General features: G+C 56.2%; 14 protein-coding genes. 4 read left to right on the top strand and 10 right to left on the bottom strand.

The window, feature by feature from the left end; translation table 11 throughout:
- Window positions 1–90: 90 nt before the first annotated feature.
- Window positions 91–1,032 (top strand): LysR substrate-binding domain-containing protein, encoded by a 942-nt coding sequence (locus tag CAG65_RS16845; protein ID WP_161454359.1) that lies wholly within the window; start codon window positions 91–93, stop codon window positions 1,030–1,032.
- Between the two features lie 120 nt (window positions 1,033–1,152).
- On the top strand, window positions 1,153–1,650 hold the full coding sequence (locus tag CAG65_RS16840) for a c-type cytochrome (protein WP_161454358.1): 498 nt from the start codon (window positions 1,153–1,155) through the stop codon (window positions 1,648–1,650).
- A 53-nt stretch (window positions 1,651–1,703) separates the two neighbouring features.
- On the opposite strand, the gene acuI is transcribed toward CAG65_RS16840, so the two are convergent.
- The 6 genes from acuI to ilvG all read right to left on the bottom strand — a co-directional run bounded on the left by acuI (window position 1,704) and on the right by ilvG (window position 9,125).
- The gene (gene acuI / locus CAG65_RS16835; RefSeq protein ID WP_161454357.1) at window positions 1,704–2,684 is read right to left on the bottom strand and encodes an acrylyl-CoA reductase (NADPH); all 981 of its coding nucleotides are present in this window, start codon (window positions 2,682–2,684) and stop codon (window positions 1,704–1,706) included.
- Window positions 2,685–2,854: 170 nt separating this feature from the next.
- Window positions 2,855–4,384, bottom strand: a complete 1,530-nt coding sequence (gene ilvA / locus CAG65_RS16830) for a threonine ammonia-lyase, biosynthetic (RefSeq protein WP_021707007.1) — start codon at window positions 4,382–4,384, stop codon at window positions 2,855–2,857.
- Between the two features lie 3 nt (window positions 4,385–4,387).
- On the bottom strand, window positions 4,388–6,229 hold the full coding sequence (ilvD, locus tag CAG65_RS16825; RefSeq protein ID WP_021707006.1) for a dihydroxy-acid dehydratase: 1,842 nt from the start codon (window positions 6,227–6,229) through the stop codon (window positions 4,388–4,390).
- A gap of 13 nt (window positions 6,230–6,242) precedes the next feature.
- Entirely contained in the window at window positions 6,243–7,181 is a 939-nt protein-coding gene (gene ilvE, locus CAG65_RS16820) for a branched-chain-amino-acid transaminase (protein ID WP_021707005.1), read from the bottom strand.
- Window positions 7,182–7,192: 11 nt separating this feature from the next.
- Window positions 7,193–7,477, bottom strand: a complete 285-nt coding sequence (gene ilvM, locus CAG65_RS16815; protein ID WP_021707004.1) for an acetolactate synthase 2 small subunit — start codon at window positions 7,475–7,477, stop codon at window positions 7,193–7,195.
- Window position 7,478: 1 nt separating this feature from the next.
- Complete coding sequence (gene ilvG / locus CAG65_RS16810; RefSeq protein ID WP_161454356.1) at window positions 7,479–9,125, bottom strand: acetolactate synthase 2 catalytic subunit; 1,647 nt, start codon at window positions 9,123–9,125, stop codon at window positions 7,479–7,481.
- A gap of 468 nt (window positions 9,126–9,593) precedes the next feature.
- Here ilvG and CAG65_RS16805 point away from each other — a divergent pair, with 468 nt between their 5' ends.
- Window positions 9,594–11,117, top strand: coding sequence for a YifB family Mg chelatase-like AAA ATPase (locus CAG65_RS16805; protein ID WP_161454355.1), 1,524 nt, complete (start codon window positions 9,594–9,596; stop codon window positions 11,115–11,117).
- A 3-nt stretch (window positions 11,118–11,120) separates the two neighbouring features.
- Here the strand turns inward: CAG65_RS16805 and CAG65_RS16800 are convergent, their stop codons facing one another.
- A complete protein-coding gene (locus tag CAG65_RS16800) occupies window positions 11,121–12,080 on the bottom strand; it encodes a DUF2860 domain-containing protein (RefSeq protein ID WP_021707001.1) in 960 nt (319 codons plus the stop codon).
- Between the two features lie 171 nt (window positions 12,081–12,251).
- Between CAG65_RS16800 and CAG65_RS16795 the strand changes: the two genes are divergently transcribed.
- On the top strand, window positions 12,252–13,178 hold the full coding sequence (locus tag CAG65_RS16795; protein WP_161454354.1) for an acyltransferase: 927 nt from the start codon (window positions 12,252–12,254) through the stop codon (window positions 13,176–13,178).
- A 53-nt stretch (window positions 13,179–13,231) separates the two neighbouring features.
- Here the strand turns inward: CAG65_RS16795 and CAG65_RS16790 are convergent, their stop codons facing one another.
- From CAG65_RS16790 to ccoG, 3 genes are all read right to left on the bottom strand, one after another.
- The gene (locus CAG65_RS16790) at window positions 13,232–13,837 is read right to left on the bottom strand and encodes a thiol:disulfide interchange protein DsbA/DsbL (RefSeq protein ID WP_021706999.1); all 606 of its coding nucleotides are present in this window, start codon (window positions 13,835–13,837) and stop codon (window positions 13,232–13,234) included.
- A 29-nt stretch (window positions 13,838–13,866) separates the two neighbouring features.
- Window positions 13,867–14,853 (bottom strand): serine/threonine protein kinase, encoded by a 987-nt coding sequence (locus tag CAG65_RS16785; RefSeq protein WP_161454353.1) that lies wholly within the window; start codon window positions 14,851–14,853, stop codon window positions 13,867–13,869.
- A gap of 100 nt (window positions 14,854–14,953) precedes the next feature.
- Window positions 14,954–16,372: a cytochrome c oxidase accessory protein CcoG gene (ccoG, locus tag CAG65_RS16780; RefSeq protein WP_161454352.1), complete on the bottom strand. Its 1,419-nt coding sequence runs from the start codon at window positions 16,370–16,372 to the stop codon at window positions 14,954–14,956.
- Window positions 16,373–16,390: the final 18 nt, after the last annotated feature.

Genomic DNA, 16,390 nt, shown 5'->3' with positions numbered 1-16,390 from the left:
ATTAGGCGTGTGGCATCGAAAGCGGGGATTTTTTCTCACTTGCGGTTACAATCACCACGGTGTCCCTGATAACTGCATGGGTATAATAGAGTGGAACTGGAAGACATTTACCGCCGTGATCTGAATTTGCTGGTGGCCTTGCGAGTATTGATTGAAGAGAGCAGCGTCAGTAAAGCGGCCGCCCGGCTCAGCCTGAGCCAGTCAGCGATGAGTCGTGTGCTCGGCCGTTTACGTGAGTTACTCGGCGACCCGCTCTTTTCTCGCCAGGGACAGCATTTGGTACCAACCGAAAAAGCGCTGGAAATTAATCGTTCACTCGGTGAGCCGCTTGAATCGCTGTGCCAGTTATTGTCGCCGGTTGAGTTTGAACCGCGCAGCTGTGAACAAACCTTCACCATCGCCACTACCGATTACGCCATGCAGACCATTCTGCCGTTTGCGCTCCCCAGAATTTATCAGGAAGCGCCGCGAGTATCGTTTGAGTTTCTGCCGTTGCAGCATGATCGGTTGAGCGATCAGTTGATGCACGCCGGCGCCGACTTAGCCATCTGTCGTCCGACCGGGTCCTTGGATCCGCTGCGCAGCGAAGTGCTGGGTCGGGTCGGAGTATTGTGCCTGTTGTCGCGCCATCATCCTTTGGCTGAGTTGCCGCTGACCATGAACGATTACCTGACTCATCCACACGCCATGATTGCCATCAGTGACGGCGTGAAAGCGCTGCTTGATCAGGCACTGAGTGATCAGCCTGAGCGTCGTATGGTGCTGCGCGCCTATCATCTGGAAGCGGCGCTGGCGATCATCGATACCTTGCCGCTGATCATCACCGTACCGGCCGACTTGGCCTACCTGGTCGCGGAACGTTTTGATTTGGTGGTCAAACCGCTGCCTTTTCAGTTTATGCCGTTCGATTATTCGATGATTTGGCATTCGAGATGTGAGCATTCTCCGGCACAGGAATGGTTGCGTTCTATCGTCAAAGAAGAGTGTAGCCGCTTGATTGCAAAGCGAATCGAAGATATGGGACTTGGTTAAAAAAGTTCACAGGGTGGCTTGCCTGCCGATGGTATTTTCGCTGTCGGCCGCCGCTGAGCCGTTGGTGACCGAAGTCTGTTCGGATAGCCATCGGGTGGACGGACCCAGGGAGGATAAGCAATGAAACGGTATCTGCTGATCCCGGGCTGCTGTCTGCTTAGGCGTAGTCTACCTATCCTGATCTGGCTGAAACCGGGTCGTAGCTACGCTAAAATGAGCCATGCGCCCGCCGAACCGGATTTTGTCCGCGGTCAACGTGTGTACGCCTCAGAGTGCGCGGTGTGTCATGGTAAGAATGGAGAGGGCCAACAGGTCGATAATCGCTATGTCTTCCCTCCGTTGTGGGGTAAAGACAGCTACAACTGGGGCGCGGGGATGCATCAGATCAACACCGCTGCCAACTTCATCAAAGCCAATATGCCGCTGGGTGAGCGTTACAGTTTGTCTGATCAGCAGGCCTGGGATGTGGCACTGTTCATCAACAGTCAAGAGCGTCCGCAGGACCCGCGTTTTGATGGCAGTGTCAGCCAAACGGCCGAAGCGTACCACCAGCACAACGATAGGTACGGTAAGCCAAGCCCGGTTGATAGGCATTTATTGGGTTCACAGGCCTTTTAAAACGCCAACAGCCGGGCATTTCCGTGCCCGGCTGTTGCTGTTTGGCTGGGGCGTTACAGTTTGATCACGACTCGACCCGTCACCTGACCCTTGGTGATGTCTTCGGCGTATTTTGGTGCCTGCTCCAGAGGTACTTCGGTGCACGCTTGCTCGAAGAAGCTGTCTGGCAGCAGAGCGACCAGTTTTTCCCACGCAGCGACGCGCTTGTCGATCGGACACATCACGGAGTCCACCCCTTGCAGGCGTACGTTGCGCAGGATAAATGGCATGACGGTGGTCGGCAGATCGAAACCGCCTGCCAGGCCACAGGCAGCGACGGCGCTGTTGTAGTCCATCTGAGCCAACACTTTCGCCAGCATTGTACTGCCCACAGTGTCGACTGCGCCTGCCCACAGCTGTTTTTCCAGCGGACGAGCCGGCGCGTCAAATTCACTGCGATCGATGATGCGACTGGCGCCGAGTTGCTCGAGCAACGGGCCGTTTTGCGCCACACGGCCAGTAACTGCAGCCACTTGGTAGCCCAGCTGCGCCAGCAAGGTGACGGCGACCGAGCCAACTCCGCCACTGGCGCCAGTGACCAGAATTTCGCCGTGTTCAGGTTTGATGCCGGCATCCAGCAGAGCTTGAACACACAGCATGGCGGTGAATCCCGCGGTACCCACCATCATGGCTTTTTTACTGTCGATACCCTGCGGCAGGGGTACCAGCCAGTCGGCTTTGAGACGTGCACGTTGTGCCATGCCACCCCAGTGGTTTTCACCCACCCCCCACCCCGTCAGGACCACCTGATCGCCGGGCTGGTAACGGTTGTCCTGTGAGCTGATCACACGTCCTGCCAGATCGATGCCCGGCACCATCGGAAAATTACGGATGATTTTGCCTTTCCCTGTGATTGCCAGGCCATCTTTGTAGTTGAGTGACGAGTAATCGACGTTGATCAGCACGTCGCCTTCAGGCAGTTGTGCCTCGTCGATCTGTTCGATGGCAGCGATAGTACGTTTGTCTTCTTGGTTAAGAATCAGCGCATTAAACATAAGGGTCTCCACAGTTGTGCAGCAATATTGATACTGAGGTTAGTGTAGCGGCTCATTGAGTATGACTAAAATGAAACTTTAGCATTATATTTATGCGCAAAGCGCATAGAGGTGGGCCGAAATCGTCCCTAGAGAATAGTACAAAGCCAGTCACAGCGACTGGCTTTGGATCAAGAGAGGAAGAAACGGTAGGCCGGGTTGTCGCTTTCGTCTTTACACTGATAACCCAGCTCACGCAGATGGGCGGAAAAACGGGCTAAATCGTGCTCATCGAGTTCAAAGCCACACAGTACGCGACCGTAATCGGCACCGTGATTGCGGTAGTTGAACAGGCTGATGTTCCAGTGTGTGCCCAGTGTGCTGAGGAATTTCAGCAGCGCGCCCGGGTACTCGGGAAACTCAAAACTGTACAGGCGTTCTTTGAGCGGCTTGGACGGTTTACCACCGATCATGTAACGTACGTGCAGCTTGGCCATCTCATCGTCAGACAAGTCAACCACCGGATAGCCGCCGTCGCGCAGATCCTGAATGATGTGGTCCAGTTCTTCCTGCCCGCCTTGCAGACGGACACCGACAAAAATGTTGGCCAGCTCGTCGTCATTGTAACGGTAGTTAAACTCCGTCACGGCGCGGCCGCCGATCAGGTTACAGAACTCAAAAAAGGCCCCCTGACGTTCAGGAATGGTGACGGCCAGCAAGCCTTCGCGTTTCTCACCCAGTTCACAACGTTCCGATACGTAGCGCAGACCATGGAAGTTGGTATTGGCACCCGACAGCACGGTGCCCAGTTGTTTGCCCCGGAGCTGATGCTTTTCAGTGAACTTTTTCAGGCCGGCCAGTGCCAGCGCCCCGGAAGGTTCGGCGATCGCGCGGGTGTCTTCAAAGATGTCCTTGACCGCCGCACAAATTTCATCGCTCGACACGGTAATGTGGTCATCGATGTACTGCTGACACAAACGAAAGGTTTCCTCTCCGATGCGTTTGACGGCCACGCCGTCGGCAAACATGCTGACCTGATCCAGCACCACGGGCTCTCCGGCATCCAGTGCCGCTTTAAGGCAGGCTGAATCTTCCGGTTCCACCGCAATCACTTTGATTTCCGGCATCAGCTGTTTGATCAGCACCGCGACTCCGGCGGCCAGACCGCCGCCGCCAACGGGGACAAAAATATAATCCAAATGGCCGTTTTGCTGCAGCATTTCCATCCCGATGGTGCCCTGACCGGCGATCACCAGCGGATGATCAAATGGTGGGACAAACGTATAGCCGTGTTCGGCCGACAGGCGTTCGGCTTCGGCTTTCGCTTCATCAAAGTTGTTGCCGTGCAGTACCACGTTACCGCCGAAGCTGCGTACCGCATCCACTTTGATATCCGGTGTGGTTTTTGGCATGACGATGGTGGTGCGGATCCCGAGCCGGGTGCCGGACAGGGCCAGTCCCTGAGCGTGGTTGCCCGCCGAGGCGGCGATCACGCCAGCGGCTTTCTGCGCGTCTGTCAGGCTGGCGACCATGTTGTAGGCGCCGCGCAGCTTAAATGAATGCACCGGCTGGCGGTCTTCGCGTTTGATTTGCACGCTGTTGTGGATCCGGGCCGACAAGCGCGGCATGGCCTGCAGCGGCGTGACCGTGGCTACTTCGTACACCGGTGCCCGCAGGATCTGGCGCAGATAATCTGCACCAGTTTGATGGGTTCGTGTCATCCGCTAGTCCTCAAGTTTGGACTTATCACGGACCGCACCTTTGTCGGCACTGGTGGCCATGCTGGCGTATGCTTTGAGTGCAAAAGACACCTCACGCTGACGCGACACCGGTTTCCAGCCAAGTTGATCCTGACGGCTGCGACGTTCGGCCAGTTCCTGCTCCGGTACTTGCAAAGCGATGGTGCGGTTTGGAATATCAATCGCAATCTGGTCGCCATCTTGCACCAGACCAATGGCGCCGCCGTTGGCCGCTTCCGGAGAGGCATGGCCAATTGACAAGCCCGAGGTGCCGCCGGAGAAACGGCCATCGGTCAGCAGCGCACACTCTTTGCCCAGTCCCATTGATTTCAGGTAGGTGGTCGGATAAAGCATTTCCTGCATGCCCGGGCCGCCTTTCGGACCTTCATAGCGGATCACCACCACATCGCCAGCTTTGACTTTGCCACCGAGAATGCCGTCCACGGCGTCTTCCTGGCTTTCGAACACCACGGCCGGGCCGGTGAATTTCAGAATGCTTTCGTCAACCCCGGCGGTTTTCACGATACAGCCATCCAGAGCGATATTGCCTTTCAGTACGGCCAAGCCGCCATCCTGACTGAACGCGTGCTCTTGGGTACGGATACAGCCCTGTTCACGGTCGTCATCCAGTGTGTCCCAGCGACAATCTTGGGAGAAGGCCTGAGTGGTGCGGATGCCGGCGGGACCTGCGCGGTAGAAGGATTTTACCTGCTCCGACTGGGTCTGCATGATGTCGTATTGCGCCAGTTGTTCTTCCCAGGTCAGGCCGAGTACGGTTTTGGACTGGTTGTGCAGCAGGCCGGCGCGGTTCAGCTCACCCAGAATGCCAATCACGCCGCCGGCGCGGTGCACGTCTTCCATGTGGTATTTCTGGGTCGACGGGGCCACTTTACACAGGTGCGGAACCTGACGGGACATACGGTCGATGTCGGTCATATCAAAGTCGACGTCGCCTTCTTGTGCCGCCGCCAACAGGTGTAGGACGGTATTGGTGGAACCGCCCATGGCAATATCGAGTGCCATAGCGTTCTCGAACGCGGCTTTGGTGGCGATGTTGCGTGGCAGGGCTGTGGCGTCGTCTTGTTCATAGTAACGGCGGGTCAGCTCGACGATGCGGCGACCGGCGCTGAGGAACAGCTCTTTGCGGTCGGCATGGGTGGCCAGCAGTGAACCGTTACCTGGCTGTGACAGACCGAGCGCTTCCGTCAGACAGTTCATGGAGTTGGCGGTAAACATGCCTGAACACGACCCACAGGTTGGGCACGCTGAGCGTTCAATCTGTTCGCTTTGCTGGTCAGAGACTTTCGGGTCGGCGCCCTGAATCATTGCATCAACCAGATCGAGTTTGATGATCTGATCTGACAGTTTGGTCTTACCCGCTTCCATGGGGCCGCCGGAGACGAAGATCACCGGAATGTTCAGGCGCATTGACGCCATCAGCATCCCCGGGGTGATTTTGTCACAGTTGGAGATACACACCATGGCATCGGCACAGTGGGCATTGACCATGTATTCGACAGAATCGGCAATCAGCTCGCGCGAAGGCAGTGAGTAGAGCATGCCGCCGTGGCCCATGGCGATGCCGTCGTCGACGGCGATGGTGTTGAATTCTTTGGCGATCCCGCCGGCGGCTTCGATTTCTCGTGCCACCAGCTGGCCAAGATCTTTGAGGTGTACGTGCCCCGGTACGAATTGGGTGAAGGAGTTCACCACCGCGATGATCGGTTTACCGAAGTCTTCGTCTTTGACGCCGGTGGCGCGCCACAGTGCGCGGGCGCCAGCCATGTTGCGGCCATGGGTGGTGGTGGCTGATCTGTATTTTGGCATTTCCTTGTCCTTGTTACTTCGCTTGTGGGTATACGTAATCTAACCAGCCCCACTTGTCTTCGGTGGTGCCGTTGAACAGGCCGAAGTAAGCTGCTTGTAGATCTTGGGTGATCGGGCCGCGTTTGCCGGCGCCGATGTCGATACGGTCAATGCTGCGCACCGGCACAATTTCTGCGGCGGTACCGGTCATAAACACTTCGTCCGCCAGGTAAAGGGCTTCGCGCGAAATGTTGGCTTCGCGCACTTCGTAGCCTTTGTCGCGGGCGATGGTCATGATCGAATCGCGGGTGATGCCCGGCAGAATGGCGGCGGTCGCTGGTGGGGTGGTCAACACGCCGTTTTTGATCACGAAGATGTTCTCGCCTGCCCCTTCTGACAGGTAACCGTCAACGCTGAGCGCGATGCCCTCATCGTAGCCGTGACGACGCGCTTCACCACCGACCAGCAGCGATGACAGGTAATTGCCGCCGGCTTTGGCGGAGGTCGGAATGGTGTTGGGTGCCGCGCGGTTCCAACTGGAAATCATGGCGTCGACGCCGTTTTCCAGCGCTTCTTCCCCCAGATACGCGCCCCAGGGGAACGCAGCGATGATCACGTCCATTGCGGTGTCGGCAGGCGGGCAAACGCCAAGGCCGACGTTGCCGACAAACGCCAGCGGACGAATGTAGGCGCTATCGAGTTTGTTTTCGCGTAGGGTTTCGCGGGTCGCTTCCATCAGTTCATCGACCGAGTAAGGGATCGGGAAGCGGTATATCTTGGCGGAATCCTTGAGGCGCTGCGCATGTTCACGATGACGGAAGACAATCGGTCCGTTTGGCGTGTTGTAACAACGGACGCCTTCAAATACGGAGGTGCCGTAGTGCATCGCATGGGTCAGCACGTGAACGTTCGCTTCTGCCCAAGGGACCAGCTTGCCGTTAAACCAAATGTATTCTGCTGTTTTTGTTGCCATCATTGCCTTCCTTATGCGCAAACTTTGTGTTGTAAGTTGTTGTTCGGGAGTTCGTTACTCTTGATTAAAGTAACGTCAACGCTGCGAATATCCCACAACTTTTCTATCTGATTGGTCAGGAATGAGATAGGGCGGTCGCTGTCGACAATGATTTCCACACTGGCAATTTTGCTGGCGTGATTCTGGGTCGCGGCGACCTGTTTGATCACAAAACCCCGGTGGCGGGTGACACGCAGTACACGTTCCAGCAGCACGGGTTTATCATCCGCTTTGATGTCTATCAGGTATCTTTCCATGTTAGGTGTTCTCCAGCATGTCATTGTTTGAAGCGCCCGGCGGAACCAGCGGCCAGACATTTTCTTCTTCATCGATCAGCACGTGCAGCAGGTAGGCGGTTTTACTCGCCAGCATTTCTTCCAGGGCGGGCAGCACATCCTCTTTACGGGTGATGGTTTTTCCTGGAATATCAAACGCCTTGGCCAGCATCACGAAATCCGGGTTGTCATCGAGAATGGTCTCACTGTGGCGACCGTCAAAGAACAGTGACTGCCACTGACGCACCATGCCGAGACGCTGGTTGTTGAGCAATACCATCTTGACTGGGATCTGGCGGCGTTTGAGTGTGCCGAGCTCCTGCACGTTCATCATAAATGAGCCGTCTCCTGAAATAAGGATAGACTGATCATCGGGTCTTGCGACCGCGGCGCCCATGGCGGCCGGCAGGCCGAAGCCCATGGTGCCCAGACCGGCAGAAGTGATGAAATTCTGCGGTTCGCGTGGCTGAATGTGCTGCGCGGCCCACATCTGATGCTGGCCGACATCGGTCGACACGATGGCGCTGTCCGGCATCATGTCGGATAGCTGCTTCAGCAGCAGTGGGGCATAGATCAGTTCGCCCGGATGGTCATAGCACCATTTGAATCCGCTGCGCAGGCTTTCGCTGTGGTGAACCCAAGGGGAGATATCCTGGGTCAGTTCCAGTTTTGGCAGCAGATCGACGATTTCCCCGCGCAGCGGCGCATGTGCCTCGCGCAACTTATGAATTTCGGCAGCGTCGATGTCGATATGGATGACTTTGGCGTGTGGCGCAAAGGTATCGAGTTTGCCCGTCACCCGGTCATCAAAACGTGCACCGACGGCAATCAGCAGATCACACTCCTGTACCACCAGGTTGGCGGCTTTGGTGCCGTGCATGCCCAGCATACCGAGATAGTGGGGATCGTGGCGTTCGATGGTGCCAAGGCCCTTGAGCGTGCTGACGGTGGGCATCGGATTGAGACGCAGGAACTCGCGTACCGCGTGTGTGGCTTTGGCCAGTTGGACCCCGCCGCCGACGTACAACACCGGACGGGTACTTTGGGATAACAGGGTTTGAGCTTTGACCAGAGCATCATCGCTGGCTCGGGGGGCGGGAGGTGGAGTAAAGGGAGGCAGTACCGTAACTGGTGTCTGGGCCAACTGGACATCTTTGGCGATATCGACAATGACCGGACCGGGTCGGCCTGTTTTGGCCACTTCGAACGCTTCGGCCAGCGTTGGCGCCAGTTCCTCGATGTCGGTCACCAGATAACTGTGCTTGGTACACGCCAGTGACATGCCAATGACATCCATTTCCTGAAACGCATCGGTCCCGATGTGAGAGCTGGCGACCTGGCCGGTGATGGCGACTAAGGGGATGGAGTCGAGAAAAGCATCGGCCAGACCTGTCACCAGATTGGTGGCGCCCGGCCCGGAGGTGGCCATACAGACTGCCACGTCCTGAGTGGCCCGGGCCATTCCGATGGCGGCCATGGCCGCGCCTTGCTCGTGACGGCAGAGGATATGTTCTACCCCGCCGTCGTACAAGGCATCGTAGATTGGCATGATGGCGCCACCCGGATAACCAAACACGGTTTGGATGCCTTGTTGTTTTAATGCGGCTACGACTAATTGAGCACCTGTCATCGTAAGCCTCCCTGACTACCCTGGTAGCCTTGTTGTGTTGTGTTGCACGGCATGTGCGCTCCCGTTCTTCCTGTCATTCTCGACTTGTCGTTATGTGTCCATTGCAGCTTCTTGAGCTGTAAAAAAACCCCCGGACTTTTCAGTGCGGGGGTTTTTTTGAATTTGTGGTTATTTGTCGCCCACAATCCCCCGCGCGGTACCAATCAGGACCACGATAATCAGGGTAATAAGTGCGTTGAAGCGGGCGTTAATCGTCATTATTTTTTTCGTCTTGTTGTGTTGCGTAAATATGGTACGAAACGGTTTGCGTCTCTAGTGTTAACACACCTTTCTGTTAATTGACAAGCAAAAACTCATTCTTTTTTCACATTCCGTCAGCATTTGTACGCGCTATATAACAAGGTTGCTCGATCGTATTCGTGCCGATAACAGGGATGAATGGTTTGTAATCAGTAACAAGGAAGGTTTATGGGCTTAGCCATTATCCACAGCCGTGCCAGTGTCGGGGTGGAAGCGCCGCCGGTGACGGTGGAAGTACACATCAGTAACGGAATGCCGGGTTTCACCTTAGTGGGGTTGCCGGAAACCACCGTCAAAGAAGCCAAAGATCGGGTGCGCAGCGCGATCATCAACTCGCGTTTCGAGTTTCCGGCCAAACGGATCACGGTCAATCTTGCGCCGGCGGATTTGCCCAAAGAGGGCGGCCGTTTTGATCTGCCAATTGCGCTCGGAATACTGGCCGCTTCAGAGCAGCTGCCGCGCACTCGTCTGAACGAGTGCGAGTTTGTCGGCGAGCTGGCGTTATCCGGCGCGCTCCGGCCGGTCAAAGGGGTATTGCCAGCAGCCCTGGCGGCCAAGTATATTGGCCGCGCGCTGATCGTGCCGCATGACAATGGCGATCAGGCGGCGTTGGTGGGGGCCGCACCGCATAAATCGGCGCAGGCGCTGCTAGAGGTGTGTGCGGATCTGTGTGGCCAGCAGGCGCTGGGGTTGCATCGGTCACCTGACCAGGGTGAACGCCGTGCATCCGGACGGGATTTACAGGACATTATCGGCCAGCAACAGGGCAAACGCGCGCTGGAAATCGCCGCGGCGGGTAATCACAACCTGCTGTTTCTGGGTCCGCCCGGAACCGGTAAAACCATGTTGGCGTCGCGATTGTGCGATCTGTTGCCGGAGATGAATGATGAAGAGGCGATGGAGACAGCTTCGATCGCCTCCCTTACCCAGCAGGAGATTAATCAGCACAACTGGAAACTGCGTCCGTTTCGCGCGCCGCACCATTCCAGTTCGATGGCTGCGTTGGTGGGCGGCGGCTCGGTGCCCCGTCCGGGGGAAATTTCGCTGGCACACAATGGCCTGCTGTTTCTCGACGAGATGCCGGAGTTCGAACGCAAGGTGTTGGATTCGCTGCGTGAGCCGCTGGAATCCGGGGAGATCATCATTTCACGAGCTCAGGGGAAGACCCGCTTTCCGGCCCGTTTTCAGTTGGTTGGGGCGCTCAATCCCAGCCCGACGGGCTACTACGAAGGCAATCAGGCACGGGTCAACCCGCAAATCATCCTGCGTTATCTGAGCCGTCTGTCCGGGCCGCTGCTGGATCGGTTTGATATGTCGATCGAAATTCCGTCCCTGCCACAGGGCACGTTGGCGGAAGGCGGCGATCGCGGTGAGCCGACGGAGGTGGTTCGCGGTCGGGTGGCGCAGGCCAGAACGCAGATGCTCAGCCGCAGCGGGAAAGCCAATGCTTTGCTTGGCAGTCGGGAAATTGAGCGCCACTGCCCGCTGGCGAAAGCCGATGCGCAGTTTCTTGAAAGTGCGCTGCACCGGTTGGGGCTGTCGATTCGAGCTTATCACCGTATCATCAAAGTGGCGCGCACCATTGCGGATCTGGAAGGGACCGAACAGATTGCACGGCCCCATTTGGCGGAAGCATTGGGATACCGGGCAATGGATCGGCTGCTCAAACAGCTCACCGCGCAGGCGGTGTGAGGATCAGAAGGTGTAGTTGACACCCAGCGAGAGCAAGTATTCCGACGCGTCGTAAAAGTCGAGGTTGGCACTGGTTTCGCTGTAGCCGCCAAGGGCCACCAGTGACCAGTTCTGCCAACCGAACGGTTGCTGATATTCGTAAGCGGCAAACAGGCTTAGTTCATCTTCGTCGCGCGCGCGGCCGTTGAAGGTGGCAGCGCCATGCTCAAAATCACGTGTGGCGTACCCAGCCGTCAGAGCCAGATTGTGCGCGCCGAACGATTGGAACAGGCTGAGTTCCGCGCCGTATTGGTCATAACTGTTGGCGCGGCCGTCGGCATCAAAGTGGATGTAGGTCGCGGCCGGCATCAGGAACACGCTGCGGCTTAACGGCAGACGATACTGAGCTTTGGCGTAGTAGAGGTCGCCATCGCGTCGCAGGTCGCGGTCGGTGACGTCATCGTGGTCAACGTCTTTCTGGCCGTAGGCAAAGTCCAGCGTCAGAGGCGTGCCGCCGATGTTGTCGAGTTTAAAACGGTAGGCGATGCCGTCCACATCGGTCTCTTTACGCGCGACGTCGGTGGCGTACGGATTGCGCCATACTTCACCAGAGAGAATAGTGGGTAACACGGATACGTCGACGATGGTGCCACCGGGCATTTGATACTTGTACCCCAGTTCAAACGCCAGTGTCCCGACCGCGATGTCTTCACGCGAGGTACCGGCGTAGATCTGTTGCTGGCGGGCGCTGCCGAAGGTATAGGCGACGCTGCCAAGTGGTGCCAGCAGGAAACCACTCTCAGAGCTGGCTTCGTGATCGAGTGAGCGGATGGTTTTGTCGCCGTCGGTATTAAAATTGGAGGTGCTTGAGGTGTAACCGACGTTGAATGCAATTTCGCCGCTCAGGCCTGCTTGTGGGGCCAGCGCTGCGTGAACTGGTAAGGCCAGCACACTCAGTGAAAAGATGGGGATCGCACGCATCATGCGTTAAGCTCCTTGTTTTTGATGATAAATGTCGCAACTGTCTGTTGCATTTGTGCAGGCACGAGCACAATAAAACTAATCAGACCATTGGTCTGGCGATTCCAATGTGAATTGGGCCTTGTATAATTACACGCTGTTTTATTGTTCACATTTCTGGCGCGTTAATCAATCATGTTGGCTTATCTTATCCTGATCCTGAATGTTTTCCTGGTGGCACTGAACTCTGCGGTGTGTTCTGTGGTGATCTGTCTGATTGCAATTTTGAAGCTGCTGCTCCCCACACCGGCGCTGAAAGCAAAAGGGACACAGTTGGCCAATCGGGTGATGTGGTTGTGGGCGAGCGTGAATCATGCAGTGCTGAATCTCACCAACCAGATTGAGTGGGACGTTCAGGGACTGGATGGGCTGAAAAAAGATGGCTGGTATCTGCTGATCAGCAACCACCTCAGCTGGACTGACATCGTCGTGCTGTGTGGCGTATTCAAAGATAGCTTGCCGATGCCGAAGTTTTTTCTCAAACAGCAACTGCTCTATGTGCCCTTTATCGGCATGGGTTGCTGGGCTCTGGATATGCCGTTTATGCGCCGCTATTCGCGTGAATATCTGCTGCGTCATCCGGAAAAGCGCGGCCAGGATCTGCTCACCACCCGTCGCTCCTGCGCCAAATTCCGCCACACCCCGACCACGGTGGTGAATTATGTCGAGGGCACCCGTTTTACCGCAGAGAAGCAGGCGGCCAGCCGTGCTGGCTATCAGCATCTGTTGGCGCCGAAATCCGGTGGGATTGCCTACACCCTGGCGGCGATGGGTGAGCAGTTTGATAAGATCATCGACGTCACGCTGGCGTACCCCGACAACCGCGACAAACCGTTTCGCGATGCGCTCATGGGGCGGATGCGAAAAGTGGTGGTGCATGTCAAAGTGCTGCCCGTGGATGAGCAGGTGCAGGGCGACTATTTCAATGACAAACCTTACAAGCGCCAGTTTCAGCACTGGCTGGGGCAGCTATGGCAGGACAAAGACGCCCGGCTGGCGCAGATTTACCGCCGCGCGCCCGACGAATCGCTGTCGAAAGCGCGGTGCACGCAGCAGCCGTAACGGTCGCTGTGAAAAAAACCAGCCACAGCGGCTGGTTTTTTTGTGTCTGCGAATTACTTGAGTGTCAGCAGGTAGTTAACCAGTTCGAAGTATTGGTCAAGTGACTGCAGTCCCTGTGTTTGAACCAGGTACTTGTTGTTAACAATCACGGACGGTACGCCGCGCAGACCCGCGTCCTGGAACTGTTTGTCAGAGCGGCGCACCATCGAGTCGACGGCAAAGCCGTTGAATGCGGCATCGAACTTCTTGCCATCCACACCTTCATCGATGAAGATCTGGCGTAGTTCTGCGGCGTCTTTAGGTGGCTTACGCAGGTTGTGAATGCGGTTGAACATCACCGGCACCATTTTGTCTTCCACGCCGAGAACCACCATGGTCGCGTAGGCTTTACTCATGGTTTCGCCCATGTTGCCACCCATGAACGAGACGTGATTTTTCTGCAAAGTAGCGTTCGCAGGCAGACGCTGTTTGAGTTGCTGAATGACAGGCTCAAACTCGTTACAGTGCGGACAGTAAAACGAGAAAAACTCGCTCACGGTCGGCTTGGCCGCGGGCTCAAGATTGTCGACCTGGGTGTAGTTGACGCCTTCTTTAAACTGAGCCGCGTGGGCGCTCAGGCTCAACATCAGTGTTGCAGCAAAGGCAAACAGCTTTTTCATTGTGTTCTCCATGATTTCTTGTCTAACGGCTAATAGTGTGGCATCAGAGACAGCGGCGCTTCGCCTAAAGCGGCGATCTGCTCTTTAAACGCCAGGACCTGACTTTCCCAATACTTTGGATCATCAAACCAGGGGAAAGCAATCGGAAATGCGGGATCCTGCCAGCGTTTTGCTAGCCATGCCATGTAATGCACCATTCGTAGACCACGCAATGGCTCGATAAGTTTCAATTCGGCCGGATTGAAATCGCAAAACTCCTGGTACGCGTCCAGAATGACATCCAACTGCATCAGTTTGTCACCGCGCTCGCCACTGAGCAGCATCCACAAATCCTGCACGGCCGGGCCATTGCGGCTGTCGTCCAGATCGACAAACATCGGCCCGTCGCGCCACAGAATGTTACCCGGGTGGCAGTCACCGTGCAGCCGGATAAGCTGAGCATCCGGACGCCAGTGTTGCTCCAGCTCGGTGATCAACAGATCGAGGTCGTTAAAAAATGCCGTTTGCAGATGCGGCGGAATAAACGGCGACTGTTGCAGCAGTGCCCGCGGCTGATAAAGGTATTCGTCCAGGCCGAGGGTCGGGCGGTGCTGGAATGGCTGTCGGCTGCCGACTTTGTGGATCCGGCCGAGAAAGCGCCCAACGCCTTCGAGCTGGTCAAGGTTGTCGACCTCAAACTGACGCCCGCCGACGCTGGCAAACAGCGCAAACAGATACTCCTGGTAGTGATGCAACGTGGCGCCGTGTAAGCGTACGGGTGGGGCGACTGGAATGTCGGCTTCCAACAGCTCCTGGGTGAAGTCGTGTTCTTCCTGAATTTGCTCAGGGCTCCAGCGCCCGGGGCGATAGAACTTGACCACAAAACGGCGCCGGTCTTCATCACTGAACTGATAGACGCGGTTTTCGTAGCTGTTGAGCGGCAGAAATCCCGACTCGGCGCGAATGCCGATGCTTTCGAGGGCATACCACATAAAATCCGGAGTCAGGGCGTCAAAATTAAAGGCTTGTTCGGTCATATAAATGCTTGATTGATAAAACTCCCTTAATACTAGCATGAGTTGACCGCTTTCCGGTGGGCAATAAAAAAGGCTCATTGCTGAGCCTTAATCGAGCGGGTTAGAGCTTCTTAATAAAGCGGCTTTCCACTTCGGTGGTAAAGTCCTGTTCATCTGACAGCACAAACTGAATGGTGGCGATCGGTTTGCTCAGGCTGTCCGGGTTGACCCCGAGGCTCATTGGCAGGTTGTACACTTCACCGGGCTGGACTTGCACGGTTTGTTTGCCATACCAGGAGACATCACTTAACCCTTTCACGCTGAGTTGATACTCCTGCAACTGCTGGGTCTTATTGATGATTTTCAGCGTGTAGGTGTTTTCTACTTCGCCGGCGCCGTTCATGCGGAACAACTGGTTGCGGTCTCGCAGTACGCTCAGGCCCGCTGGATCGACACTGGCGACTTGAGCAAAGAACAGACCGATCATCAGCACCATGACGGCGCCGTAGCCAAGCAGTTTTGGCCGCATGACCTTGGTGTGTTTACCGCCCAGGCGATGTTCGGTGGTGTAGCTGATCAGCCCTTTGGCGTACCCCATCCGCTCCATGGTGTTGTCACAGGCATCAATACAGGCACCACAGTTGATGCACTCGTATTGCAGTCCATCGCGGATATCGATCCCAGTTGGGCAGACCTGCACACACAGATCGCAGTCAATACAGTCGCCCAGTCCGAGCGCTTTGGGATCGGCTTTGCGCGGACGGGGACCGCGTTGCTCGCCGCGTTGGTTGTCATAACCGACGATGAAGGTGTCTTTGTCGAACATGGCGGACTGGAAACGGGCGTAAGGACACATATGGATGCACATGATAGAGCGCATCCAGCCGGCGTTCCCATAGGTACAAGCGGCAAAAAACAGGATCCAGAAAACCGGCCAGAAGCTGGCGCTGAGGGTAAAGAAATTGATCACCAAATCCCGCATTGGCACGAAGTAGCCGACAAAGGTGAACCCGGTGGCGAGAGCGATCCCCAGCCAGGCTGCGTGTTTGGCGGTTTTGCGCAGCGCCAGATTGGCGGTGAGTTTGCCTGCGTCCTGTTTACGGCGTTTGTTGGCACTGCCTTCGAGCTTTTCCTCGAACCAGATGTACATGAAGGTCCACACCGTTTGCGGGCACAGATAGCCACACCACACCCGGCCGAGGAAAGTAGTGATAAAGAACAGGCCGAAAGCAGCAATCATAAACAGCAGCGCCAGCAGGGTCAGATCCTGCGGGTAAAGGGTGGTACCGAAAAAGTTGAACTGCTGATTACCGATATCCAGCAAAATCGCCTGGCGATCGCCGTATGGAATCCAGGGAATGGCAGCAAACAGCACCAGCAAAAACCAGCCACCGTAGCGGCGCAATTGCTGATAGGTGCCTTTGCTCTCGCGGACATAGATGCGGTTGCCGGGATTAAACCTGTCTTGGTTCCCTTTGTGGGTCTTGGGATTAAAGGTTTTGGGCGTCACATCTTTGATGTCGATTTTATCCTGACTCATTACGCTTCCTTCTTGAGC

The sequence above is a fragment of the Vibrio sp. V39_P1S14PM300 genome (genome assembly GCF_009904765.1).
GTDB lineage: Bacteria > Pseudomonadota > Gammaproteobacteria > Enterobacterales > Vibrionaceae > Vibrio > Vibrio proteolyticus.
Note: the sequence above shows the minus strand (reverse complement) of the source record. Positions and strands in the feature narration are given on the sequence as shown.